Source organism: Sphingomonas trueperi (genome assembly GCF_040545665.1).
GTDB lineage: Bacteria > Pseudomonadota > Alphaproteobacteria > Sphingomonadales > Sphingomonadaceae > Sphingomonas > Sphingomonas trueperi_B.
In genome coordinates this window covers 247,041-270,819 of the sequence record NZ_JBEPMH010000002.1, presented here as the reverse complement: position 1 = coordinate 270,819, position 23,779 = coordinate 247,041, and the positions used below count along the sequence as shown (strand labels likewise).

Annotated in this window: 20 protein-coding genes; 9 read left to right on the top strand and 11 right to left on the bottom strand. The window is 67.9% G+C overall.

Annotated elements, in window-relative coordinates:
- Positions 1–40 precede the first annotated feature (40 nt).
- Together ABIC65_RS08495 and ABIC65_RS08490 are read right to left on the bottom strand one after the other, a co-directional pair.
- Complete coding sequence (locus ABIC65_RS08495) at positions 41–643, bottom strand: 50S ribosomal protein L25/general stress protein Ctc (protein ID WP_354308075.1); 603 nt, start codon at positions 641–643, stop codon at positions 41–43.
- Between the two features lie 280 nt (positions 644–923).
- Positions 924–1,787 carry a TraB/GumN family protein gene (locus ABIC65_RS08490; protein ID WP_354308074.1) on the bottom strand — a complete coding sequence of 288 codons (864 nt, stop codon included), beginning with the start codon at positions 1,785–1,787 and terminating at the stop codon, positions 924–926.
- A gap of 288 nt (positions 1,788–2,075) precedes the next feature.
- Between ABIC65_RS08490 and ABIC65_RS08485 the strand changes: the two genes are divergently transcribed.
- The 4 genes from ABIC65_RS08485 (at position 2,076) to ABIC65_RS08470 (ending at position 8,585) form a co-directional block, all read left to right on the top strand.
- On the top strand, positions 2,076–2,915 hold the full coding sequence (locus tag ABIC65_RS08485) for a glycine--tRNA ligase subunit alpha (RefSeq protein WP_125972922.1): 840 nt from the start codon (positions 2,076–2,078) through the stop codon (positions 2,913–2,915).
- Positions 2,912–5,278 (top strand): glycine--tRNA ligase subunit beta, encoded by a 2,367-nt coding sequence (glyS, locus tag ABIC65_RS08480; RefSeq protein ID WP_354308073.1) that lies wholly within the window; start codon positions 2,912–2,914, stop codon positions 5,276–5,278. Before ABIC65_RS08485 ends, glyS begins: the two co-directional genes overlap by 4 nt.
- Before the next feature lie 161 nt (positions 5,279–5,439).
- On the top strand, positions 5,440–8,103 hold the full coding sequence (gene ppdK / locus ABIC65_RS08475; RefSeq protein ID WP_354308072.1) for a pyruvate, phosphate dikinase: 2,664 nt from the start codon (positions 5,440–5,442) through the stop codon (positions 8,101–8,103).
- Positions 8,103–8,585, top strand: coding sequence for a chorismate--pyruvate lyase family protein (locus tag ABIC65_RS08470; protein ID WP_354308600.1), 483 nt, complete (start codon positions 8,103–8,105; stop codon positions 8,583–8,585). The genes ppdK and ABIC65_RS08470 overlap by 1 nt, the downstream gene beginning before the upstream one ends.
- A 276-nt stretch (positions 8,586–8,861) precedes the next feature.
- On the opposite strand, the gene ABIC65_RS08465 is transcribed toward ABIC65_RS08470, so the two are convergent.
- The 9 genes from ABIC65_RS08465 to ABIC65_RS08425 form a co-directional block, all read right to left on the bottom strand.
- On the bottom strand, positions 8,862–11,585 hold the full coding sequence (locus tag ABIC65_RS08465) for a TonB-dependent receptor (protein WP_354308071.1): 2,724 nt from the start codon (positions 11,583–11,585) through the stop codon (positions 8,862–8,864).
- 369 nt (positions 11,586–11,954) lie between these two features.
- Entirely contained in the window at positions 11,955–12,503 is a 549-nt protein-coding gene (locus ABIC65_RS08460; RefSeq protein WP_354308070.1) for a hypothetical protein, read from the bottom strand.
- 59 nt (positions 12,504–12,562) lie between these two features.
- Positions 12,563–13,555, bottom strand: coding sequence for a type II secretion system F family protein (locus ABIC65_RS08455; RefSeq protein ID WP_354308069.1), 993 nt, complete (start codon positions 13,553–13,555; stop codon positions 12,563–12,565).
- A 5-nt stretch (positions 13,556–13,560) separates the two neighbouring features.
- On the bottom strand, positions 13,561–14,541 hold the full coding sequence (locus ABIC65_RS08450; RefSeq protein WP_354308068.1) for a type II secretion system F family protein: 981 nt from the start codon (positions 14,539–14,541) through the stop codon (positions 13,561–13,563).
- A 7-nt stretch (positions 14,542–14,548) separates the two neighbouring features.
- Positions 14,549–15,823 carry an AAA family ATPase gene (locus ABIC65_RS08445; protein ID WP_354308066.1) on the bottom strand — a complete coding sequence of 425 codons (1,275 nt, stop codon included), beginning with the start codon at positions 15,821–15,823 and terminating at the stop codon, positions 14,549–14,551.
- Entirely contained in the window at positions 15,820–16,449 is a 630-nt protein-coding gene (locus tag ABIC65_RS08440; protein ID WP_354308065.1) for a CpaD family pilus assembly lipoprotein, read from the bottom strand. Before ABIC65_RS08440 ends, ABIC65_RS08445 begins: the two co-directional genes overlap by 4 nt.
- A gap of 26 nt (positions 16,450–16,475) precedes the next feature.
- Complete coding sequence (locus ABIC65_RS08435) at positions 16,476–18,053, bottom strand: type II and III secretion system protein family protein (RefSeq protein ID WP_354308064.1); 1,578 nt, start codon at positions 18,051–18,053, stop codon at positions 16,476–16,478.
- 1 nt (position 18,054) lies between these two features.
- On the bottom strand, positions 18,055–19,086 hold the full coding sequence (gene cpaB / locus ABIC65_RS08430; RefSeq protein WP_354308063.1) for a Flp pilus assembly protein CpaB: 1,032 nt from the start codon (positions 19,084–19,086) through the stop codon (positions 18,055–18,057).
- A gap of 56 nt (positions 19,087–19,142) precedes the next feature.
- Positions 19,143–19,616 carry an A24 family peptidase gene (locus ABIC65_RS08425; protein ID WP_354308061.1) on the bottom strand — a complete coding sequence of 158 codons (474 nt, stop codon included), beginning with the start codon at positions 19,614–19,616 and terminating at the stop codon, positions 19,143–19,145.
- Between the two features lie 47 nt (positions 19,617–19,663).
- Here ABIC65_RS08425 and ABIC65_RS08420 point away from each other — a divergent pair, with 47 nt between their 5' ends.
- The 5 genes from ABIC65_RS08420 to ABIC65_RS08400 all read left to right on the top strand — a co-directional run bounded on the left by ABIC65_RS08420 (position 19,664) and on the right by ABIC65_RS08400 (position 23,715).
- Positions 19,664–20,602 carry an alpha/beta hydrolase gene (locus ABIC65_RS08420; RefSeq protein ID WP_354308060.1) on the top strand — a complete coding sequence of 313 codons (939 nt, stop codon included), beginning with the start codon at positions 19,664–19,666 and terminating at the stop codon, positions 20,600–20,602.
- The gene (locus ABIC65_RS08415) at positions 20,599–21,672 is read left to right on the top strand and encodes an NAD(P)/FAD-dependent oxidoreductase (protein WP_354308059.1); all 1,074 of its coding nucleotides are present in this window, start codon (positions 20,599–20,601) and stop codon (positions 21,670–21,672) included. The genes ABIC65_RS08420 and ABIC65_RS08415 overlap by 4 nt, the downstream gene beginning before the upstream one ends.
- A 54-nt stretch (positions 21,673–21,726) precedes the next feature.
- Positions 21,727–22,497, top strand: coding sequence for a FadR/GntR family transcriptional regulator (locus ABIC65_RS08410; RefSeq protein WP_354308058.1), 771 nt, complete (start codon positions 21,727–21,729; stop codon positions 22,495–22,497).
- Positions 22,498–22,592: 95 nt separating this feature from the next.
- Positions 22,593–23,003 (top strand): acyl-CoA thioesterase, encoded by a 411-nt coding sequence (locus tag ABIC65_RS08405; protein ID WP_354308056.1) that lies wholly within the window; start codon positions 22,593–22,595, stop codon positions 23,001–23,003.
- 31 nt (positions 23,004–23,034) lie between these two features.
- Complete coding sequence (locus tag ABIC65_RS08400; RefSeq protein WP_354308055.1) at positions 23,035–23,715, top strand: ferritin-like domain-containing protein; 681 nt, start codon at positions 23,035–23,037, stop codon at positions 23,713–23,715.
- The last annotated feature ends 64 nt before the right edge of the window (positions 23,716–23,779 follow it).

Sequence of the window (23,779 nt, the reverse complement as noted above, 5' to 3'; positions counted from 1 at the left end):
GTGCGGAGGCGATCTTTTGAACCCGTGAAGGGAAGGCCGATCAGCCCTCGGCCGACTCGGCTTCCGCTTCGCCTTCGCTCGACTTCAGCGCCGACGGCGCGACGACGGTGGCGATGGTGAAGTCGCGATCGGTGATCGCGGGGGTCGCGCCCTTGGGCAGGGTCACGGCCGAGATGTGCAGCGAATCGCCGACTTCGAGGCCCTTGACCGAGATCTCGATCTGGTCGGGGATCTCTGCCGCGTCGACCACCAGCTCCAGCTCGTGGCGGACGACGTTGAGCACGCCGCCGCGCTTCAGGCCGGGGGCCAGCTCTTCGTCGACGAACACGATTGGCACTTCGACGGTGACGGTCGCGTGCTCGGAGATGCGCAGGAAGTCGACGTGGAGCGGACGGTCGGTCACGACGTCGAAGGCGACGTCCTTGGCCAGCGTGCGCTCGCCGTTGACCATGATCACCGAGTTGAAGAAGTGGCCGGTGTTCAGCAGCTTCTGCAGCTCACGCTCGTTGACGTGGATGCTGGCGGGATCCTGCTTGTTGCCATAGATCACGGCGGGGACGCGGCCTTCACGACGCAGCGCCCGGGAGGCTCCCTTGCCAGCCCGGTCGCGCGTTTCGGCCGACAGCGTAAGCGTGTCGCTCATGTGTCGATTTCCAATGCGCTAAATGTTTCAACGTGCATGCAGCGGCAGGCCTCCAGGGATGACCCTGCCACAGCAAGCGCGCGCCTATAGTCGACGCGGGGGGAAATCGCAAGGCGGACGTGCGCCGCCACTGAGGGTTTCCTCTCCCGCGCAAGCGGGGGAGGGGGACCGCCGCCGAAGGCGGTGGTGGAGGGGGCGGCCGGGCATGCCCCCTCCACCACGCCGCTGGCGCGGCGCGGTCCCCCTCCCCCGGAGCTCCGCTCCGAGGGAGGAAACGCTTCTACTGCAGTCGCTCCACCTTCAACCCGGCCTTGGACAGCAACGCCAGCACGCTCGCGTCCCCCGCCAGATGGCCCGCGCCGACCGCGACGAATACCGTGCCCGGCGCCTGCATCCGGTCGCGGATCCAGTCCGCCCAGGCGCCGTTGCGGCGGAGCAGCAGCGTGTCGCGCAGCTCGGGATTGCCGGCGAGGTCCGCGTTGAGCATGCGGGCCAGCGCATCCGCATCGCCCTTGCCCCAGGCGGCGACCGCAGCGTCGATGTTCGCGCCGGTCTCGGGCATGCCGGCCAGCGTGTCGCCGAGCAGGCGCGTCTGCGCGGCGGCGGAGAGATGGTCGAAATAGCCGAACTGCTGCTCGGCGGTTTCCAGCCCCGTTACCTGCTTGCCCGCCTTCGTCGCGGCGGCCTGCAGCACCTGCTCGACCCCGTTCGCATCGTCATAGCCGAGCTTCTGGAGCGGCAGCAGCGACAGGGTGAGCGCGGCCAGCCACGGCTCGTCGCGGTCGAGCGCCTGCCGGGGCAGGCCTGCCTGGCGGAGCGCGTCTTCGAGCCTGGCATGCTCGGGTGCGGGCAGGGCGGCGACGGTTGAGTCGCCGGGTGTGCGGCCCAGCTTGTCGAGCAGCGCCTGGGTTTCGGCTTGCGGCGGCATCACCAGTTCGAGGACGAGCGTGTCGCTGGCATCGAAGGCGGTGCGGACGGGGCCGTCGAACCAGCGCAGCTCGGGGCGAAGCAGGTGGACGGTGCCGAACAGGTAGACGGTGGTGTCGCCGTCGCGGACCGCCCAGAGCGCGGGCTTGGCCTCGCGCGGCGCGGCGCCGCAGCTGCCGAGGAGGAACAGGGCGGCGAGAAGGAGCGCGCGGAACATGGGGGCGGGCTTGGCGGGGCAGGGGTGGAGGAGTCAACGGGTGCCGCTCCTCCCATACCCGTCATCCCGACGCCACAAGCCGTCATCCCGACGAAAGTCGGGATCCATTCGCCACTCCGTCACCGATGGAGCCGCGCCGGTGACCCCAATGGATCCCGGCTTTCGCCGGGATGACGGTGGAGGGGCGTGACCGGCCTCCCCCGGTTGACCCCCTCCGCGGCCTGCGCCAAAGCGCTCCCCAAACCTTACAGGGTGACCAACTTGTCCGAACCTCTCAGCTTCCAGCGCATGATCCTGACGCTCCATGACTATTGGAGCACGCGCGGCTGCCTGATCCTGCAGCCCTATGACATGCGCATGGGCGCCGGCACCTTCCACCCCGCCACCACGCTGCGCGCGCTGGGGCCGGAATCGTGGAACGCCGCCTTCGTCCAGCCCTGCCGCCGCCCGACCGACGGCCGCTATGGCGAGAACCCCAACCGACTCCAGCATTATTACCAGTATCAGGTGATCCTGAAGCCGAGCCCGCCCGACCTGCAGGAGCTGTACCTGGGCAGCCTCGCCGCGATCGGCATCGATTTCACCAAGCACGACATCCGCTTCGTCGAGGACGACTGGGAATCGCCGACGCTCGGCGCCTGGGGCCTGGGCTGGGAAGTGTGGTGCGACGGGATGGAAGTCACCCAGTTCACCTATTTCCAGCAGATGGGCGGCTATGACTGCAAGCCTGTCGCGGGCGAGCTGACCTACGGGCTCGAACGTCTCGCCATGTACATCCAGAACAAGGACAGCGTGTACGATCTCGCCTTCAACGATGCGGGCGTGACGTATGGCGACGTGTTCCTGGAGAATGAGCGCGAGATGTCGAAGTGGAACTTCGAGATCGCCGATACCGACGCGCTGTTCGACCTGTTCCGCAAGGCCGCCGCCGAGTGCGAGCGCTCGCTGGAGGCGAAGCTGCCGATCCCGGCCTATGAGCAGGCGATCGAGGCGAGCCACATCTTCAACCTGCTGAACGCGCGCGGCGTGATCTCGGTGGCGGAGCGCCAGGCCTATATCGGCCGGGTGCGCGATCTGGCGAAGGGCGCCTGCACGGCGTGGATGGAAAAGAACGGGTGGGCAGCGTGACGGACTTTCTTCTCGAACTCCGCTCCGAGGAAATCCCGGCGCGCATGCAGGAAAAGGCGCGGGAGGATCTCGCGCGCCTGTTCGCCGCCGAGCTGGACAAGGCCGGCCTCAAGGCCGCCGAGACGGTCACCTATGCGACGCCGCGCCGGCTGGCGCTGATCCTCAAGGGGCTGCCTGCCGAGACTGCCGCCGTCTCCGAGGAGACCAAGGGCCCGCGCGTCGGCGCGCCGCCCCAGGCGCTGGAAGGCTTTCTGCGCAAGACCGGCCTCAGCGCCGACGATCTGGTCGAGCGCGACGGGGTGCTGTTCGCGATTGTAGACAAGCCCGGCCGCGCGACGGCCGAGGTGCTCGCCGCCGCAATCCCCGCGGTGATCCGCGCGTTCCCCTGGCCGAAGTCGATGCGCTGGGGTGCGCCGTCGATCTCCACCGAGAGCCCGCGCTGGGTGCGGCCGCTGCAAGGCATCGTTGCGCTGTTCGGCAGCGACGTGGTGCCCTGCGAAATCGCCGGCGTGGTGAGCGGTGCGGCGACGGTGGGGCATCGCTTCCACCATCCGGGGGTGATCACGATCGGCTCGGCCGACGACTATGTCGAGAAGCTGCGCGCCTGCCATGTGATCGTCGACGGGGCCGAGCGGCGGGCGATCATCGCGCTGGGCGCGAAGATGGCGGCGCAGAAGGCGGGGCTCAGCCTGATCGAGGACGAGGGGCTGCTGTTCGAGAATGCCGGGCTGACCGAATGGCCGATGCCGCTGCTCGGCCGGTTCGACGAAGCCTTTCTCGCGGTGCCGCCCGAGGTGATCCAGCTCACCGCGCGGGTGAACCAGAAGTATTTCGTGTGCCGGGATAGCGCGGGCAAGCTGGCCAACGCGTTCGTCTGCGTGTCGAACATCGACGCGGTGGACGGCGGCGAGAAGATCGTCGCGGGCAACCAGAAGGTGCTGGCGGCGCGGCTGAGCGATGCGCGGTTCTTCTACGAGACCGATCTGAAGGTCGCGCTGGAGACGCAGGCGGCGAAGCTCGAAAAGATCGTCTTCCACGAGAAGCTGGGGACGGTGGCCGACAAGGTCGAGCGCGTGGCGAAGCTGGCGCGCTGGCTGGTCGAGAGCGGGGTCATTCAATCCTCCCCGGCACGGGGAGGGGGACCATCGGCGCCAGCCGATGGTGGAGGGGGGTTGCCACAGGCGGCGTCCCTCGTGGAGGCCCCCCTCCACCACCAGCCTGCGGCTGGCGGTCCCCCTCCCCGTACCGGGGAGGATCTTGCGTCGCTCGCCGAACGCGCCGCGCGGCTCGCCAAGGCGGACCTCGTCACCGGCATGGTCGGCGAGTTCCCCGAGCTGCAGGGCCTGATGGGCGGCTATTACGCTGCCGCGCAGGGCGAGGACCCGGCCGTCGCCGCGGCGATCCGCGATCACTACAAGCCGGTCGGGCAGGGCGACGACGTCCCCACCGATCCGGTCACGGTGGCGGTGGCGCTGGCGGATAAGCTGGATACGCTTACAACCTTCTTTGCTGTTGAAGAGCTTCCCACCGGCTCGCGCGACCCATTTGCTCTACGTCGAGCTGCCTTGGGTATCATCCAGCTGATATTCGATAATGGCCTTCGCCTGGACATATCTAGAGGAGTGGCTGAGGCATTTTCCGGGCTATTTGTCTGGCCGCGGGATTATCGAAGCGTCGTAGAAATTACTAAGAAGCAGCTAGGGACGGCATTCTCTGCGAAAATGTCGCAGATCAAGGCTGTTGAGGCGCTGCGTCGGTCGGAAGATCGCTTCGTTCTGATGCGTAACATGAATATTGCGGAGGCGCTCGATGACAGGCGTACCCCCGACGTTCAGCTTCAGTCCTACAGTTGGACGCAGGGCAAACTCCTCGACTTCTTCGCCGATCGCCTCAAGGTCCAGCAGCGCGAGGCCGGTGTCCGTCACGACCTGATCGACGCCGTGTTCGCGCTTGGCGGGGAGGACGATCTCGTCCGGCTGCTCGCGCGGGTGAAGGCGTTGCAGGCGTTCGTCACCACCGAGGACGGCGCCAACCTGCTCGCCGGCTACAAGCGCGCGGCGAACATCCTCAAGAAGGAGGAATGGGAAGCCGGCGCCGTGAACCCCGCGCCCGAACCCGCCGAGGCGGCGCTGGCCGCAGCGCTCGATGCGGCCGAGTCCAAGGCGACCGACGCGATCGCCGCCGAGGACTTCGAAGGCGCCATGGCGGCGCTCGCGATCCTGCGCGCGCCGATCGATGCGTTCTTCGATTCCGTGACTGTCAACGACGCCGATCCGGCCAAGCGCGCCGCCCGGCTCGACCTGCTCGCGCGGATGCGTGATGCAGTGCACAAGGTGGCGGACTTCGCCAAGATCGAGGGTTAACGCGGTTAATTGTACGATTAATCACTGGCAAATTGACCTGAAACTGCCATTGTTCCGAAATAAAGCGGCACCGACAACGCAGTCAGCGGTTCCTGAGTCTTCGCAGCTGCGGTAGCGCCCCTTTGTCTCGAAGGGGCGCTTTCGATCGGAAGGGGATCAGGATGACGCAGTACGTGTATCGCTTCGGCGGTGGTGTTTCGGACGGTGGGGCGGGCGACAAGAATTTGCTGGGCGGCAAGGGCGCGAATCTCGCCGAGATGGCCTCGATCGGCCTGCCGGTGCCGCCGGGCTTCACCATCTCCACCGCGATGTGCACGCGTTATTATGAGGAAGGCGAGACCTTCCCCGAAAGCGTGAAGGCCGAAGTCGCGAACGGCATCGCCCATATCGAAGGCATCACCGAGAAGGTGTTCGGCGATGCGGGCGATCCGCTGCTGGTCTCGGTGCGCTCGGGCGCGCGCGTGTCGATGCCGGGCATGATGGACACGGTGCTCAACCTCGGGCTGAACGACCAGACCGTGCGGGGGCTGGCCGCCACCAGCGGCGACGGGCGCTTCGCTTGGGACAGCTATCGCCGCTTCATCCAGATGTATGCCGATGTGGTGCTCGGCCTCGACCATGGCCGGTTCGAGGAAGCGCTGGAGATCGCCAAGGAAGATCGCGGCTTCACGCTCGATACCGAGTTGAGCGCCACCGATCTCCAGGCGCTGGTCGCCGAATACAAGGCGATCGTCGAGGAGCTGTGGAACAAGCCGTTCCCGCAGGATGTGCACGACCAGCTCTGGGGCGCGATCGGCGCGGTGTTCGGCTCGTGGCAGTCCGAGCGCGCCAAGGTCTATCGCCGCTTGAACGACATCCCCGCAGACTGGGGCACGGCGGTAAACGTGCAGGCGATGGTGTTCGGCAATATGGGCGACACCTCTGCCACCGGCGTGGCGTTCACCCGCGATCCCTCGACCGGCGAGCGGGCCTATTATGGCGAGTTCCTGATCAACGCGCAGGGCGAGGACGTCGTCGCCGGCATCCGCACGCCCCAATACCTGACCCAGCGCGCCCGCGAGGCGGCGGGGGCCAAGCCCGCCTCGATGGAAGAGGCGATGCCCGAGGTCTATGGCGAGCTGGCGGCGGTGTTCGACCGGCTCGAAACCCATTACCGCGACATGCAGGACATCGAGTTCACCGTCGAGCGCGCCAAGCTGTGGATGCTGCAGACCCGCAGCGGCAAGCGCACCGCCAAGGCGGCGCTCAAGATCGCTGTCGACATGGCGAATGAGGGGCTGATCACGCGGGAGGAGGCGATCCTGCGCGTCGATCCGCAGGCGCTCGACCAGCTGCTCCACCCTACGCTCGATCCCAAGGCGCCGCGCGACGTGCTGACCAAGGGCCTGCCCGCCTCGCCGGGCGCGGCCTCGGGCCTCGCGGTGTTCGACAGCGACACGGCGGAGAAGCGCGCCAATGCGGGCGATGCGGTGATCCTGATCCGCGTCGAGACCAGCCCCGAGGATATCCACGGCATGCACGCGGCGCGCGGCATCCTGACGGCGCGCGGCGGCATGACCAGCCATGCGGCGGTCGTCGCGCGCGGCATGGGCCGGCCTTGCGTCTCCGGCGCGGGCAGCCTGTCGATCAACGCGCGCGAGAAGGTGATGCGCGTCGGCAGCCGTGAGGTCCGCGAGGGCGACATGGTCACCATCGACGGCGCCACCGGCGAGGTGATGGCCGGCCAGGTGCCGACCGTGCAGCCCGAGCTCTCGGGCGATTTCGGCACGCTGATGACCTGGGCCGACGAAGTCCGCCGCCTCAAGGTGCGCGCCAATGCCGAGACGCCGCTCGACTGCCGCACCGCGCGCGAGTTCGGTGCCGAGGGCGTCGGGCTGTGCCGCACCGAGCATATGTTCTTCGATTCGGCGCGCATCACCGCGGTGCGCCAGATGATCCTCGCCGAGGACGAGACCGGCCGCCGCGCCGCGCTGGAGAAGCTGCTGCCCGAACAGCGCAGCGACTTCCTCGAGATCTTCGAGGTGATGGCGGGGCTGCCGGTGACGATCCGCCTGCTCGATCCGCCGCTCCACGAATTCCTGCCGCACGAGGAGGCCGAGTTCGCCGAAGTCGCGACGGCGGCGGGCGTCGACGTCGACACGCTCAAGCGCCGCGCGGCCGAGTTGCACGAGTTCAACCCGATGCTCGGCCATCGCGGCTGTCGCCTGGGCGTGACCTATCCCGAGATCTACGAGATCCAGGCGCGCGCGATCTTCGAGGCGGCGATCGCCGTGGCCGAGAAGTCGGGCGCGGCGCCGGTGCCGGAAGTGATGATCCCGCTGGTCGGCACCCGCCGCGAGCTGGAGCTGATGAAGGCCGTGGTCGACAAGGCGGCGCAGGCAGTGTTCGCCGAGAAGGGCCGCACGATCGACTATCTGGTCGGCACCATGATCGAGCTGCCGCGCGCCGCGCTGATGGCGGGCGAGATCGCCGAGGTGGGCGCCTTCTTCTCGTTCGGCACCAACGACCTTACCCAGACCACGCTGGGCGTGAGCCGTGATGACGCCTCGCGCTTCCTGACCACCTATGTCGAGAAGGGCATCTACGCCAAGGATCCGTTCGTCAGCCTGGACGTCGAGGGCGTCGGCCAGCTGATCGCGCTCGCCGCCGAGCGCGGCCGCGCGACCCGGCCCGACATCAAGCTCGGCATCTGCGGCGAGCATGGCGGCGATCCGGCGTCGATCGCGTTCTGCGAGAAGACGGGGCTCGATTATGTCTCGGCTTCGCCCTATCGCGTGCCGATCGCGCGGCTTGCGGCAGCGCAGGCGGCAATTCGAGGAAAGTGATGCTGGTAGTGGCGGTAGCGGTAGCGACGGACGATGCGGCGGCACTCAGCCGCGACCTTCTCGCCAGCCCCACCGCCACCGCCGTGCTGGAACGCCGCTGCGGCGGCCCGATCCGCGCCGAGGTGGACCGCACGGCGCACAAGGACCCGACGCCCGAGCAGCGGGTGCGGCTGGGCGTAGGGCCGGACGAGCGGGTCGTGTACCGCAGCGTCGTGCTCAGCTGCGCTGGCGTGGCCTTGTCGGTCGCCGAGAACTGGTATGTGCCGTCGCGGCTGACCCCCGAGATGAACGCCGCGCTGGAGCAGGGGGATACGCCGTTCGGCGCAGTCATCCGGCCGCTGCATCCGCACCGCAAGCCGCTGGAGCAGGTGCTGTCCGGCGTCGCGCCGTACGTGCTCCGCCACCGCGCGCTGGTGTTGGACGGTGAGGGCCGGGCACTGGCGGAAGTGGTTGAGAACTACACGGCGGCGGTGTTGCGCTGACCTTCTAAAGCCCCTCCCCTTCAGGGGAGGGGGTTGGGGTGGGGCAGTGTCTCACCGAGACAAGCGTAGGCTTTGAACCCCCTCTACCTTCAGCCTTTGACGTGGGGCAGGCAGGAACTCCCTTGCGACGGAGGTGCTCGGCTTCTCTGTCAGGCCCCACCCCAACCCCTCCCCTGAAGGGGAGGGGCTTTTTAGCTTTCCATTCCTCCCAAACGAGAAGCGCCCCCCTTCCTCGCGGAAGAGGGGCGTTCCCGGGGATAGCCCGGTGTCCGTCGATCAGAACTTGGTCGTGGCCGACAGGTAGAAGGTGCGACCGGTGCGGCTGGCCATCTGGAAGGTGTCCGCGGTGGTCTGGTAGGCGTCTTCGTGGGTGTTGTTCAGGTTGATGATGCCGCCGGTGAAGCTCAGCCACTTGTTCGGCGTGAAGCCCAGCGCGAGGTCCATCTGGGTACGCGCGCGCACCGTGTGGATCTCGCCGCCGTTCACGAAGAAGCTGCTGGCGGCATCCTGCTTGTACGAGCTGCGGTGGTTGACCGAGAAGCGCACGCTGAACATCTCGTTTTCCCAATAGGGCGTGATGTTGGCGGTGAACTTCGACAGGTCGCGCAGGTTGAAGCCGGTGCCCAGCGCGCTCGAGTTGGTGTCGACCAGCGTGATGTTGCCGGTGGCGCCGAAGCCCTTGACCGGCAGGAAGCCATCGAAATTCTCGGTCGCCGAGAATTCGACGCCCTTGATGTGGATGGTGCGGCTGTCGTTCAGCACGCGGCTGAAGCTGTAGTCGCTCTTCAGGTCCGCCGACTGGCAGTCGGTGGTCACGCCGTTCAGCGCCACGCCGTTGTACGAGGTGGGGCAGTAGAACTGCGTGAAGGTGCCGTTCTTCACCGCCTTGTAGAAGCCGGCGACGCTGATCGAGTTGCCGCGGCCATGGTAGAATTCCAGGCTGAGGTCGAGCTGGTTGGCGGTCAGCGGCTTGAGGCGCGATTCACCCGCCGAGACGCTGGTGAAGGGGCGCTTCTGCTGCGAGATGCCGGTGCTGATCGTGTCCGCCATCTGCGTCTGGCTGTTGAGCAGCGGGCGGACCAGCACCTTGGCCGCGGCGAAGCGGGCCACCAGCTTCGGCGTCAGGTCGAGGGCGAAGCTCGCGCTCGGCAGGACGTTGCCGTAATCCTGGATGATGTGCTGCTGGCCGAGCAGCGCGGCGTCGCTGCCGGTGCCGTCGGTCAGGCTGGCGGTGACGTTCTGGTGGGTGTGCTCGTAGCGCACGCCGAGGTTGCCGCGCAGCGCCATGCCGCCGACGGTCGTGTCGACATTGGCCATCGCATAGACCGCGGGGACGTAGCGATCGACGCGATAGGTGCTGGGCCAATCGGGCACGTCGGGCACGGTGATGCCCTTGGAGGCGAGCAGGCTCTGCCAGACATCGGCGTTGGTCGACAGGAACGCATGCGGGATCGACATCGCGCCGTCGAGGAAGTTGGTGACCAGCTGGCCGGTGGTGCCCAGGTTCGGGATGTAGTTGAACTCGGGGAACTTCACCGGATCGGTGACGTCGCCGTCGCGATCGTGGCGGAAGGCGTTGGTCGCGAAACTTTCATGGTGATACTTGGCGCCGAGCACCAGCGACTGCACGCCGTGCCAGCCGAGATCCTTGGTCACGTCGATCTGCGCGGCCTTGTCCTTGGCGGTCTGGATGTGCGTGGCGCCGTCGACGAACGCGAACCAGGTGCGGTTGGTGTTGTTCCACACCGAGCCGTCGGTGAGGCTCTGGGTGGTCCACTTGATGTTGTTCGGGTTCGAGATGTCGAGCGTGCCGCCCTGGGCGAAGTTCACTTCGTCGATCGACGCCCATTCGTACAGCGCCGCGTCCCCCTTGGTGTAGTGCGCGACGGCGTGCACCTTCCAGGTGTCGCCCGGCTGCCAGTTGATCGTGCCGGTATAGGCCTGGGTTTTCAGGTTGCGCAGTTCGGGCTGAGTGTTGTTGTCGACGTTGAAGTTGCTGATGGTGATGTTGTTGGCGATGCCGTTGGCCTTGCCGTTCACCTTGACAGCGCTCGATGCCCAGCGGCCGAACACGTACTGGCGGGTGGTGTAGCGGGTGTGGTCGCGCGAATATTCGCCCTGGAGCAGCGCTTCGAAATTGTCGCTCGGCTTCCACTGGATGGCGCCGCTGGCCATTACCTGCTCGGTATCGCGATCGATGCGGCGGAAGCGGAAATTGCCCGGCACGCGCACATCGGGATCGATCACCCCGGCATTGTACCAGTTCTTGATGAACACATAGTCGCCGCGATCCTTCAGCTTCTGGTAGCTGACGTTCGCCATCACGCCCAGCGTGCCGCCGGCGAAGCTGTCGATGTACGCGCCGCTGACCTTGGGCGTGACTTCCTTGCCGCGATATTCGGAATTGTAGCCCTTCACGCCGACGATGAAGCGCGGGCCCTTATAGGCAAGCGGCTTGACCGTATCGATGTTGACCGTTCCCGACAGGCCGCCGGTGTCCATGTCCGCGGTGGGTGACTTCACCACCTGGATCGCGCTGGCGAGATCGGTCTGGATGATGTCGTAGCGGAAGCCGTCCTTGAAGTCGGCGCTGGCGAAGGTCTGGCCGTTGATCGTCGTGCGGGCATATTGCGCGCCGAGGCCACGGATGCTGATCGTCGAGCCGCGGCCGTTGATGTTGGACATCTGGACGCCGGCGATGCGCTGGATCGCCTCGGTGATGTTCTGCGCCGGGAACTTGCCGATATCCTCGGAGGAGATACCGTCGGTGATGCGGATGTCCTTGCGCTTCGCGTCGAGCGCGGAGGCGAGGCTGGAGCGGAAGCCGGTGACGACGATGTCGCCGCCGGTATCGTCCTGCGCCTGTGCGGCGGGCGCCGCATCGGTCTGAGCGAAGGCGGGGTCGCCGAGCGCCAAGGCTGCGACGCAACCTGCGGAAAGCAATACCAACTTGGTACCGGTAACGGCGCGACGCGCCTTGGTCGTCGAAGGACTCAACATCAAACCACCCCTCATCAAAAAATGGCGAACCCTGCTGCGGTGCTCTGTTTTCTGTCCCGAGCTTGCTGCTCGTGGTCCGACAAATGTCCTAGAGGCCTGACCAGTTGTCAAGCCAGTCGGCGACAACGGCATGACCTATTTGAGACGTTCCAATGAAAGGTAGGGGATCGGTTATGGCTCGTGCCCGGATTTTATCAGTACCCGCGCCATTTCATTCTTGCAAAAAGGCGGCGCTAAAGGGCGGTAAAGCAGGCATTATCGCGCTGGTTCGCCAAGGCTGCGGCGGCGCGCCCTCGCCGGGACGGAACGCACAAAAAAACGCCCGGGCGTTGCACCCGGGCGACAGTCAATCTCTATTGTAAGACAAGATCAGGCGTGGTGGCCGAACCTGCGCGCATGCTCGTCGGTATCGCCGGCTCGGAGCAGAGCGGCCTGTTCGCGCCAGCGTTCGTCGACGATCGTGCCGTGCGGAAGGCCGAGTCGCTCCTCCAGCGGCAGCTCGTCGCCGCGGGGCAGTTCCTCGATGTCGCGGAAGTGCTGGATGCCGAGTTGGTTGAGCTGGCGCTCGCGATGCTCGTCGATGCCGCGGATGCGGGCGAGCACATCGGTGCCGCCATAGAACCAGCTGCGCACGGCCGAATCACGCTTGCTTGGCGCCGGATCCGCGACGGGGGTGGCCGGGCGGCGATCGGCGATGGTGCGCTCCAGCCGCGAATTGGCGGCTTCCAGATCGCGGATGCGGGTATTGGCGGTGGCGAGTTCCTCGCGCAGCGCCTGGTGCGCGTCGCGCTCGGCCTCGAAGCGCTCGCGCCAGCGGCGCCCGGCGTTGCTGCTCGCCAAGCCGAGCAGCCAGCCGGCGACCAGCGCGAGCGCGAGGCCGATGAACTGCAAGGGGGTGGTGTACGGCAAGTCGGTCATGGATCAGGCTCCCGGCAACCCGCCAACAACCTGTCACCGCGCGATCGGTTCCGTAAACGTCAATGCATCAGCGAATCGTTGATCGAGCAGGCAGCGGGGCCGAGGATCACGATGAACAGCACCGGCAGGATGAACAGGATCAATGGAACGGTCATGATCGCGGGCAAACGTGCGGCCTTTTCTTCCGCACGCATCATTCTTTCATTGCGGAATTCTGCAGAGAGGACGCGCAATGCCGAGGCGAGCGGGGTGCCGTATTTCTCGGTTTGGATCATGGTTGTAACGACACCGCGGATTGCATCCAGATTGATGCGCATCGCCATGTTCTCGAACGCGGCCCGACGATCGGTGAGGAAGCCGAGCTCGATCGCGGTCAGCGAGAATTCCTCGCCCAGTTCGGGATAGGCGCGGCCGAGTTCCTTGGCGACGCGACCGAAGGCGGCATCGACGGTCAGGCCGGCCTCGGCGCAGATCACCAGCAGGTCGAGCGCGTCGGGCAGGCCCTTGCGGATCGCGTCGGTGCGCTTCTGGATGCGGTTCTTGAGGTAGAGGTCGGGCGCCTTGTAGCTGAGGATGAAGCTGCCGGCGACCAGGCCATAGGCCTTGAGCGGGCTCCAGTCGGCGAACATGTCGGTGCCGTAGACGAAGTAGAGCATCGGCCCGCCGAACAGGATCGGCAGCACTAGCCGACCGAGGATCACGCCTACCGCCCATTCCCGCCTGCGGATGCCGGCCTGGAGCAGCTTCACCTGCGCCGCCTTGACCTGCTCGTCCTGCAGCACCTTGAGCGAGCTGAGGAAACTGCGGATCCGGTCGGTCGTGTCGCTGCGCTGGACCAGCTTGGCGCGGCGCTTCGAGGGCGTGGCGACGATGCCGGCCTTGAGCTGCTCGCGGCGCTCGTTGAGCATCTTGACCCGGCGCGCCATCGGGTTGCGCACGGTGGTCGCGGCATAGATGGCGACGAGCACCGCAAGCGCGGCGACCGCCGACAGGATGGTCGCGACCCAGAGGACGTCGATGCCGAGCAGGGTGGGGCCTTGGGTGGGTTCCATCGCCGTCAGATCTCGAAATTGACCATCTTGGCCATGATGAAGGCGCCCAGCGCCATCCACACCAGCCCGCCGCCGCCGATCACGACCAGCCGCTGATCGGTGAAGAAGTGCATCATATATTCGTTGTTGATCGACCAGATCAGCCCGAACACGATGAAGGGCAGCGCGCCGACGATGATCGCCGAGGCCTTGGCCTCCGACGACATCGCCTTGATCTTCAGCTTCATCTGCGCCCGCTTGCGTAGCACATCGGACAGGTTGCCCAGCGTTTCCGCAAGGTTGCCGCCGGTCTCGCGCTGGATCTGGATGGTGATGGTGAAGAACTGGAACTCGGGGGTGCCGAGCCGGTCGGCGGTTTCCTGCAGCGCGGCGTCGAGCGTGCGGCCGATCTTCATCTTGTCGCTGATTGCGCGGAATTCCTCGCCCACCGGCCCGGGCATCTCGAAGCCGACCACGCCAATCGTCTCGGTGATCGGCAGGCCCGAGCGCAAGCCGCGTACCAGCAGGTCGATCGCATCGGGGAAGGTGGCGGTGAACTTGCCGACGCGCCGCTTGATCAGGAAGCCGACCACGAAGTGCGGCAGGCCCAGCCCTACGAACAGCCCGAACACGATCGCGAGCAGCAGCGGCGCGCCCTTGAGGAACAGCAGCAGCGCCACCGCGAGCGCGAGGCCCAGCGTGGCTAGACCATACTGGCCGAGCGTCCAGCTCTTGCCGGTCATCGCCAGCCGCTTTTCGAGCTGCTCCTGGTTGGGCAGCAGCCGCGCAAAGGTGAGGTCGAAGCCGCTGGCCTGCGTCGTCGAGATGCGGCGCAGCTGCGCTTCCATCGCGTTGGCGCCGGTGGCGCTTACCATGTGCCGATCGCGCAGCGAGGTCAGCCGCCGCGCGCTCGCCCGCTGCGCTGAGGGGCCGGACAGCGCCAGCACCAGCAGCACCAGCACCGCGGCGACACCCAGGCCCAGCATCAGGAGCGGCAGCAGCGGCATTGGCGGCTTACTTCTTCTTGTGCGCCATCAGCGCCTTGAGGTCGCCGAGCTTGCTGAGCAGCGAGCCGCCCTTGGCCGCCTGCTTGCGCTCGCCTTCGGCGCCGGCATCGGTGATCTCGAGGATACGGCCGGCGAGTTCGCCGATCGGAGCCATGGCGCGATTGGTGCGGCCCACCTCCGCCATCGGCTTGCCGAGCTTGGCGGCCTGGGCGGCCAGCTTCGGATCGAACGGCACGACGAAGTCGATCGGGCGCTCGATCGAGCCTTCGAACTCCTTGCGGCTGATCTCGAGCAGCGCGGGCTGCGGCATCTTGTTGGCGAGGAGGAAGATCTGGGTCTGCGGCGCGTTCGACTTGAACCAGCTGAGGATGCGGATCGTGTCGCGCGCGGCGGCCAGGGTCAGCTCGGTCACCAGCACCGCCACCTGCATGTCGGCGATCAGATGCGGGTGCTGCACCAGCATCTGGCGCGGCAGATCGGTGATCGTGCACTCGAACGCGCCGCGGATTTCTTCTTGCAGCTGGTAGAAGGCGGCGCCGTCGCCGGTCATCGGTGCGTTGATCGGCGCCTCGGCCGATAGCACCGCGAGCCGTTCGGAGGCGCGGACCATCGCGCGCTCGATGAACAGCCCGTCGATCCGGCTCGGATTCTCGATCGCGTCGGTCAGGCCGCGGCCGGGCTCCAGGTCCAGCGCCAGCGCGCCCGTGCCGAAATGGACGTCGAGGTCGAGCAGCGCGGTGGTGCGGCCCTGCCGTTCGCCCATCAGCCAGGCGAGCGAGGTCGCGATGCTGGTCGCGCCGCAGCCGCCGCGGGTACCGATCACGGCGGTCGCCGAGTGGGGCCGGCCGGCGCTCGCATCGCTCTGCTTGGGCGCCGCCAGCGCGGTCTGCGCCTGGAGGAAGGCATCGCGCAGCATGTCCGGGTTGATCGGCTTAAGCAGATAATCCTGGATGCCGCTGGCGATCAGGTCGCGGTAGAGCCGCACGTCGTTTACCGCGCCGGCGGTGAGCACGATCGTGCCGGGCTCGCACACCTCGGCGAGTGCGTTGATGTCGTTGAGCGGGTCGCCGGACTCGGACAGGTCGACGAACAGCACGTGCGGGCTGGCGGAGACCGCGAGCGTCTGCACCGCGTTGCGCAGCCCGCCCTTGTTGACCTTTTCCGGCGACCAGCCGAGCTCGACCGCGATCGGGCGCATCAGGTCGGCCGTGGCCTCATCGCAGACAAAGGCGGTGAACGGATCGCGGCTAGCCGCGCGGCCGGGGTTGAAGGGCGCGTTCACTTGGGGCTCCCGCTGGATTCGGCCTTCACCGTCGCGCCGCCGCCGCCGCTGGGCGCGGCCGCGCGATAGGCGCCGATCGCCTTGCTCACCGTCATCGGGTCCGCAGTGGGCGAGCCCGGCGCGCCGCGCACCAGATCGGCGGGGTCGGCGATCATCGCGGCGAGGTTCGACGCGGTCGCACAGCCGAAGTTGGAGCTGGTGCTGGCATCGGCGGTCGCGCCGCTGAAATGGCGATAGTCGGGGCAGCCCGGTACGGCGGCGCTGGTGCGGGTGAGCACCACGCGCACCGTGCCCGGCGAGTCCGGTCGGCCGGTGGCAGGCGCGCGATCGGCGAGCAGCAGGCCATAGCGGCCGGCGGCGGCGGCGATGTCGCTGCGGCCGGTGCTGCCGTCGGCGCCGTCGTCGATCGCGAGGCGGTCGCCATAGCGCAGGTTCATCGCGCCCATCCATTCGGCGAGGCGACGGTCCTCGCCGGGGGCGAGGCGGCCACCGTCGGCCTGGAGGTCGAGCGTCAGGTCCTGGCGGCTGACGATCGGCTGGTGGACCGAATCGAGCCCGCCATTATAGCCCGCGCAGCCGGCGAGCAGCAGCGCGGGGGCGAGCAGGGCGAGAGCGGGACGCGGCAACAAGGCGGTTCTCCTCGACGGGCGCATCACAGGCCGAAGCCCGGCGCGGCGGCGGCGTTCTTGGATTTGCGTGGGCTGGGCGGCGCGATCGGGGCGGGGACCAACGCGCCGGTGGCGGGTGCCGCGCTTTGCGGCGCCATGCTCGGCATCGGTCGTTCGCCGCCCGACTTGCCCTCGCCCAGCGCGCCCAGGAAGATCCGGTCGAAGTCGTTGGGCGCCTTGTAGCCGTCGGTCGGGAGGCGGATCTGGTTCGCGTTGACCGGGCGGACGAGGTACGGCGTGATCACGATCACCAGCTCGGTCTCGTTGCGCTGGAAGGCGTTGGAGCGGAACAGCGCGCCGAGGATCGGCATGTCGCCCAGGCCCGGCGTCTTGGTGATCGAGTTGTTGTGGCTGTTCTGCAGCAGCCCGCCGATCACCATGCTCTCGCCCGAGCCCATTTCCACCGTCGTCTCGCTGCGGCGGGTGGTGAGCGCAGGGATGGTCGTGTTGGCCAGCGTGACCGCCCCCGAGGAGGAGAGCTGCGACACTTCGGGGCGGACGTGGAGCGAGATGCGCCCGTCCGCCAGCACGGTGGGGGTGAAGGCGAGGCTGACGCCGTACTGCTTGTATTCCACCGTGGTGGTGCCGAGCGCCTGGGCGATCGGGATCGGGATCTCGCCGCCCGCGAGGAAGTTCGCCGTCTCGCCCGACAGCGCGACGAGGCTGGGCGAGGCGAGGGTGGAGACCTGGCCGATCGTCTCGCCGAAATCGAGGCTGGCGAGCAGATCGGTGCCGAGGAAGCGGCCCGCCGCGCCGAGCATCGTGTTGCCGGTGCTGGGCGCGGGGAAGGAGAAGATGCTGGCGCCCGGCGGGGCCCCGGTGGCCGGGTCCGCCGCGGTGCCGGTGTTGGTGGTGATCGTTCCCGCCTTACCCTGGCTGATGCCGAACAGGAAGCTGCCGCGATCGCGGTTGGTGAGGTTGACGTTGAGGTTCTTGACGAAGCTGCGGCTCACCTCGGCGAAGCGGACCTGCAGCTGCACCTGCAGCGGCGTCGCGGTGCGCAGCCGGTTGACCACGCCGATCTTGAGCGAGGCATTGGGGTCGTTGATGCTGACGCCGGGGTTGAGCAGCCCGGTGACCAGCCGCTGCGCCTGCTCGCTGTCCTGCGGCGAGCGCACCGTGCCGTTGAGCACCGCGATCTGGCCGACGGTGGTGACGGTGATGTCCGAATCGGGCATCGCGGCCCGCATCATCGCATCGATGCTGCTGATGTTCTGGCTGACGCGGATATTGGCCGAATAGACGACCGCCCCGGCGGCATTGGTGGCAAACACCGTCGCCTCGCCGAACGCCTTGCCATAGAGGTGGATCTGTCGGGTGCTCGCGACATAGACGTCGGCGACGCCGGGGTTCGAGGTCCAGACATTGGCCGCGGCGGCGGGCAGGGTGACGAGTTCGCCCTCGCCGATCGAGAGCACCACGTCACGCGTGGGCCGCTGGCTGCCGGCGGGCAGCTGCGCCATGCGGGCGACGGGCTTGGCGGCGCGGTTCTGCGCGAGCGCAGGGTGGCCGGCCATCAGGATCGCGATGGTCGCGGCGCAAAGGGGAAGGGGGCGCTGCATCTCAGTTCTTTCCGCCGACGGGGACGAGGCTGGCATCACTGCCGCGCACGACGCGCACCACCGGGCCGATGGCCTGCACCACCACCGGCGCGCCGCCGGCCGGCGCGGGCGCGATCATGGAGCCGGGGGCGCTTTCCTTGCCCGGCACGGTGCGGCGCTGGAAGCGCGACACGTCCGCACCGGTGACATAGGAGTCGCCATCGTCCTGCGGCCGGCTGGTGGCGCGGGCGAGGAACGCCTTTTCCTTCTTGGGATCGTCGGGCACGCTCACCGCGCCGCTGGCGATCGCCTCGTCGAGGTCGGTCTGCGTGTCGGCGAGCGAGCGCAGCGAGAGCGAGAGGGTGCCGACGGTCTGCGCGACCGCGATCTTCTCGGCGATCTTCGGCGTCGCCTCGACGGTGACGGTCGAATAGGCGGTGACCACGGTCTTTCCCTTGTCGTCGGTCTGCTTGTCGGTGCGCTGGTCGGTGGCGAGCACGCGCAGGTTGCGCAGCACCGTTTCCGACGCGCGCAGCGGGGGGCCTTCGCCGCTGACCGTCTGCGTGAGGATCAGGTCGATATGGTCGCCCGGGAAGACGAAACCGGCGACGGCGCTCTGGGCGGAGACGGGAACGGTGACCGCGCGCATGCCGGGTCCGAGCGCGGCGGCGAGGAAGCCGCGATCGCCGGGCTTGACCAGTGCGCCCTGCGTCACCGGCTGGCCGGCGGGGACCGCGAAGCGGACGACGGCGCCCTGCAGCTTGGCGGGCTCGCTCTGGCCGCGGACATAATAGGCACCTTCCACAAGGTCCTTGGGCCAGGGGCGGAATTCGAGCGCGGTGGCGTCGAGGATCGTGCCCACCGGCAGCGCCCGCTTGGCGACCAGCACTTCGGTGGTGTTGACCGGCGCGGCAGCGGCTGCGGCGGGAACGCCCGGCGCCATCGCGCCGGCGGCGGGTGCGGCCGAGCCGAGCACCAGCGTGCGCGCCATGAACGCGGTGATGCCGGCGACCAGCAACGCGCCGACGAGCAGCAATAGCCTACGTGCGTCCATGTGGAACTACGCCTTTTCGTGTTCTTCGGCCGACCCGGTTGTGGCGGCGTTAATCATCACCCAATCCGGTTAAGAATCGGTTCGTAGAGGACAATTCCGGCGCCGAGCGTGATCGCGACGCCGTACGGCACCTCGATTGCGCCCATGCTGCGCCGGCGGAGCCACTGGGTGAGCAGCATCCCCAGCGTCAGCGCGCCGCCGAGCAGCGACATCAGCACCAGCATGCGCAGCAGCGGCACCAGCGGCAGCCACAGCGCGAGCGCGCCGATCAGCTTGACGTCGCCGCCGCCCATCGCGCCGGCCGCGAACACGCCGATGAACAGCGCGAAGACGAGCGCCGCACAACCGATCTGGAGCGCGACGTCCGGCCACAGCGCCATGCCGCTCGCCCACCACCAGAGCGGCGCGGCGAGCGCGATCGCGGCATTCTTCGCGTTGGCAATGGTGCGGAAGCGCACGTCCTCGATTCCTGCGGAGAGCAGAAGCAGCGCCAGCGCGCCGAGCAGACAGGCCTGGAAGATCGCCCCCATGGCCAAATGGGTAGACGGACCGGCTTACGAAACCGTAACCACGCCACATGGCAGTTTCCCGGAATTTTGCGCGTGAAATACCCGCGGGCGCGTCGGTCGACCGCTGGAGTGCTCCCGATGGCTGGCTGCTCCGCCGCTTCCACTGGCCCGCAGAAGGCGCCCCGCGCGGCAGCATCCTGTTCCAGACCGGCCGCGGCGATGTGTTCGAGAAGTATCTGGAAAGCTTCGCGCATTGGCACGCAGCGGGCTGGACGATCACCGCGTTCGACTGGCGCGGGCAGGGCGGCTCCGGCCGGCTGACCCCCAAGGCCGATTGCGGCCATATCGACGACTTCGCGACCTATATCGACGAACTCCGCGCCTTCGCCGCGCAGTGGCAGGCGGAGACGCCGGGGCCGCATGTCGTGATGGGGCATTCGATGGGCGGGCATCTGGTGCTGCGCGGTCTCGCCGAGGGCGCCATCGCGCCCGACGCCGCAGTGCTGGTCGCGCCGATGCTGGGCGTGCGCAGCGCGCTGGGCAGGCTGGCGCCGCCGCTGGCACGCGTGCTGGCGCGGCTCGGCGATCCGCGGCGTCCGGCCTGGAAGGGCAATGAGAAGCCCTATGCCACCGAGACGCGCGCCAACCTGCTCACCCACGACCCCGCCCGCTATGCCGACGAGCTGTGGTGGCAGGCGAAGGACCGCACGCTGCTGACCGGCCCGCCGAGTTGGCAATGGCTGGTCGCGGCATTCCGCTCGATGGCCGCGCTGGAGGCGGCGCGGCTGGAGTCCGTGCGCACACCGCTGTTGTTCGTGATCGCCGAGGCGGACGGGTTGGTCGATGCGCGCGCCGCCCTGCGCATCGCGCCCCGCTTGCCGGAAGCGGCGCTGCTGCGCTTCGGGCCGGAGAGCGCGCACGAAATCCTGCGCGAAGCCGACCCGGTGCGCGACCGGGCGCTGGCCACGATCGACGGCTTTCTCGATACGCGGGCGCCGCGCGCATGACGCGGTTCGACGTCGCGATCGTCGGCGCGGGCATCGCGGGCGCGAGCCTGGCCGCCGAACTTGGCTCCCACGCGCGCGTGCTGCTGCTCGAAGCCGAGGACAGGCCCGGCTATCACGCCACCGGGCGTTCGGCAGCCTTCTGGTCCGAAACCTATGGCGGGCCCGATATCCAGCCGCTTACCACCGCCTCGGGCCCGATGCTGAGCGAGAGCGGGTTCCTCGATCCGCTCGGCGAGCTGCATCTGGCGCGTGCGGGCGACCAGGGGCGAGTCGACGCCTTCCTCGCGGCGTTCGAGGGCAGCGGCGTGGCGCTCCACGCGGTCGACCCACGCAGCATCGTGCCCGGCCTGCGCGACGACTGGGCGCTCGGCGTCCATGAGCCCGGCTGCGCCTATATCGACGTGGCCGCGCTGCATCAGCATTTCCTCGCCCGCGCCAGGGCGGCAGGCGCGGTGCTGCACTGCGCTGCCGGGCTGACCGGCGCGGTACGCGAGGCTGGCACTTGGCGGCTCGCCACGCGGGGCGGGGCGTTCGAAGCGGACCTGCTGGTCAATGCCGCGGGTGCCTGGGCAGACGAGGTGGCCGCGCTGGCGGGCGCGGCGCCCATCGGCATTCGCGCCTATCGTCGCACCATGGTGCAGCTGCGCACCGATCCGGCACCGCCCGCCGGCTGCCCGCTGGTCAGCGATTTGGGCGGCAGCTTCTACTTCAAGCCCGAGGCCGGCGGGCGCCTGTGGCTCACGCCGCATGACGAAGTGGACAGCCCGCCTTGCGACGCCGCGCCCGAGGAGATCGACATCGCGACGGCGATCCACCGCTTCGAGCAGGTGGTCGACTGGCGCGTCGCCGCGCTGGAGCATCGCTGGGCGGGGCTGCGCAGCTTCGCCCCCGATCGGCGGCCCGTCTATGGCTTCGATCCGGCGGTGCCCGGCCTGTTCTGGTGTGCGGGGCAGGGCGGCTTCGGTATCCAGACCGCACCGGCGGCAAGCCGATTGGCCTGCCAGCTGCTGCTGGGGCAAATTCCGACGCTCGATCCCGAACGTTACTTGCCCGATCGTTTTCGGAATTGATTGGTAAGGCCAAAGGCTTTGCGAAAATCCATCGCTCGCCTATGAGAGTAGGTGATGAAACTGAACCGAACCAAGCTCTACCAGCGGGTGGCCGCGTCGATCGCCGACGGTATCGAAGGGGGGCGCTGGGCCCCCGGCACGCGCCTGCCGGGCGAACGCGACCTGGCCGAAGAGTATAAGGTCAGCCGGCCGACGATCCGCGAGGCGATGATCGCGCTGGAGATGAAGGGCTGGATCGAGGCGCGGCACGGCTCGGGGCTCTACGTCACGCACCGCGACAGCTCGGGCGGGCTGCGCGAGGATGCGCTCAACCTCGATATCGGCGCGTTCGACCTCACCGAGGCGCGGATCCTGTTCGAGGGCGAGGCGGCGGCGCTGGCGGCGGTGTCGATCACCGCCGAGCAGCTGGCCGAGCTCGATCACATCGCCGAGGAAATGGCCGATCCCGCCACGGGCAACGCGACGCTGTTCGACGCCGATCACCGCTTCCACATCGCGGTGGCCAATGCGACGGGCAATGCCGCGATCCGCAGCGTGGTGGAATATCTGTGGGAGCTGCGCACCCGCTCGCCGCTGTGCGCCAACATGTTCGATCGCGCGCGGCGCAACGGCGTCAACCCGCGCTATGACGAGCACCGCCCGATCCTCGACGCGCTGCACGCGCGCGACCCGCACGGCGCCCGCGCCGCGATGCGCAAGCACCTGCGCGGCGTGGTCGACGACCTGCTCGAAGCGACCGAGCTGGAGCTGCTCGAACGCGCCCGCCACGAACTCGACGCGCGCCGCGACACGCTGGCGAAGCGGCTGGAAATCGGCCCCGCCTGACCGCCTGCCGCTACGGCAACGGTGGTTCGCAGGTTTATTATCGATTCGGAGGCGTGCGGGTCGCTTGTTGGCCCCGGCTGGTCTATGATGACAGGGTGAGCAACACCGCGATTCCCTTCGAATTCCGGGTCGACGTCGCCCAGGACGACATCGACTTCATGGGACATGTGAACAACGCCTCCTACCTCAAATGGGTACAGGCGGCGGTGGTGAGCCACTGGCAGGCGCTGGCCCCGGTCGAGGCGGTGGCCGAGCACCTCTGGGTCGCGCTCAAGCACGAGATCACCTATCGTCGTCCGGCCTTTCTCGAGGACGACGTGGTCGCGACCGTCCTGCTGGAAAAGGTGCAGGGTGCCCGCGCCTTCTACGAGACGATCATCCGTCGCGGGTCCGAGGTGCTGGCCGAGGTGAAATCCAGCTGGTGCTGCCTCGATGCCGAGACCAAGCGTCCGGCCCGGCTCGCCAAGGACGTGATCGACCATTTCTTCGTCAAAGGCGCCGATTGACGGAAACATATCAGACGCATAGCGTCTGGCCATGTTGTTGTCCGCGTTCCGTCGCCGCTATCTCGACCTGCTGGGGTCGATCTACATCTACAACGAGCATCGCGGCTATACGAGCATCGACCGGGTGCTAGAGGCGGTGCGGGTGCGCGCTCCACACGACCACGCACTGATCGCTGCGATCGAGAAGCACCGCGCTGACGAGCGCAAGCACTACCAGATGTTCAAGCGCTGGTTCGAGCTGCAGGGGCGGATGCCGCTGACCGTCGACCGGACCTGCGGCCATATCGATCGCTTCGTCGAGATCATGTTCCGCCGCCCCATCGATGCGCTCGACACGCAGAAGCTCATCGAGGACGATGCCCAGTTCGAAAAGCTCTGCCGCGTGATCTCGCTCACCGAGCAGCGCGGTCACCGCCAGGTCCATATCCTGCTCAACCACCCGGCGGTGCTGAGCGACAAGGTGCTGACCCGCATCTTCCGCATCATCGAGAAGGACGAGCCGAGCCACTGGGCGCCCTATGACGGCTGGCTCCGCGCGCACGGCAAGCGCGAACCGCGCTGGTGGGAGCGGGCGGTCGACACGTTCATCCACTCCGAACTGCTGTTCGTGAAGCTGCCCTTCCTGTTCCTCAATCCCTTGGTGCGCCGCCGCACCGATTGGGCGGACGACGGCGAACGGTTGCATCCGGTGCAGGTGCCGGCGGCCGCCTGAGCGCTTGCGCGGGCGTGCAGGCGCGCGCATGGGGCACCGCAGTTTCCATGGTGCGAGTACCCGC

Coding starts and splice junctions, on each gene's coding strand:
- ABIC65_RS08495 (WP_354308075.1), bottom strand. CDS start 643: ATGAGCGACACGCTTACGCTGTCGGCCGAAACGCGCGACCGGGCTGGC.
- ABIC65_RS08490 (WP_354308074.1), bottom strand. CDS start 1,787: ATGTTCCGCGCGCTCCTTCTCGCCGCCCTGTTCCTCCTCGGCAGCTGC.
- ABIC65_RS08485 (WP_125972922.1), top strand. CDS start 2,076: ATGATCCTGACGCTCCATGACTATTGGAGCACGCGCGGCTGCCTGATC.
- ppdK (WP_354308072.1), top strand. CDS start 5,440: ATGACGCAGTACGTGTATCGCTTCGGCGGTGGTGTTTCGGACGGTGGG.
- ABIC65_RS08470 (WP_354308600.1), top strand. CDS start 8,103: ATGCTGGTAGTGGCGGTAGCGGTAGCGACGGACGATGCGGCGGCACTC.
- ABIC65_RS08465 (WP_354308071.1), bottom strand. CDS start 11,585: ATGTTGAGTCCTTCGACGACCAAGGCGCGTCGCGCCGTTACCGGTACC.
- ABIC65_RS08460 (WP_354308070.1), bottom strand. CDS start 12,503: ATGACCGACTTGCCGTACACCACCCCCTTGCAGTTCATCGGCCTCGCG.
- ABIC65_RS08455 (WP_354308069.1), bottom strand. CDS start 13,555: ATGGAACCCACCCAAGGCCCCACCCTGCTCGGCATCGACGTCCTCTGG.
- ABIC65_RS08450 (WP_354308068.1), bottom strand. CDS start 14,541: ATGCCGCTGCTGCCGCTCCTGATGCTGGGCCTGGGTGTCGCCGCGGTG.
- ABIC65_RS08435 (WP_354308064.1), bottom strand. CDS start 18,053: ATGCAGCGCCCCCTTCCCCTTTGCGCCGCGACCATCGCGATCCTGATG.
- cpaB (WP_354308063.1), bottom strand. CDS start 19,086: ATGGACGCACGTAGGCTATTGCTGCTCGTCGGCGCGTTGCTGGTCGCC.
- ABIC65_RS08425 (WP_354308061.1), bottom strand. CDS start 19,616: ATGGGGGCGATCTTCCAGGCCTGTCTGCTCGGCGCGCTGGCGCTGCTT.
- ABIC65_RS08420 (WP_354308060.1), top strand. CDS start 19,664: ATGGCAGTTTCCCGGAATTTTGCGCGTGAAATACCCGCGGGCGCGTCG.
- ABIC65_RS08415 (WP_354308059.1), top strand. CDS start 20,599: ATGACGCGGTTCGACGTCGCGATCGTCGGCGCGGGCATCGCGGGCGCG.
- ABIC65_RS08410 (WP_354308058.1), top strand. CDS start 21,727: ATGAAACTGAACCGAACCAAGCTCTACCAGCGGGTGGCCGCGTCGATC.
- ABIC65_RS08400 (WP_354308055.1), top strand. CDS start 23,035: ATGTTGTTGTCCGCGTTCCGTCGCCGCTATCTCGACCTGCTGGGGTCG.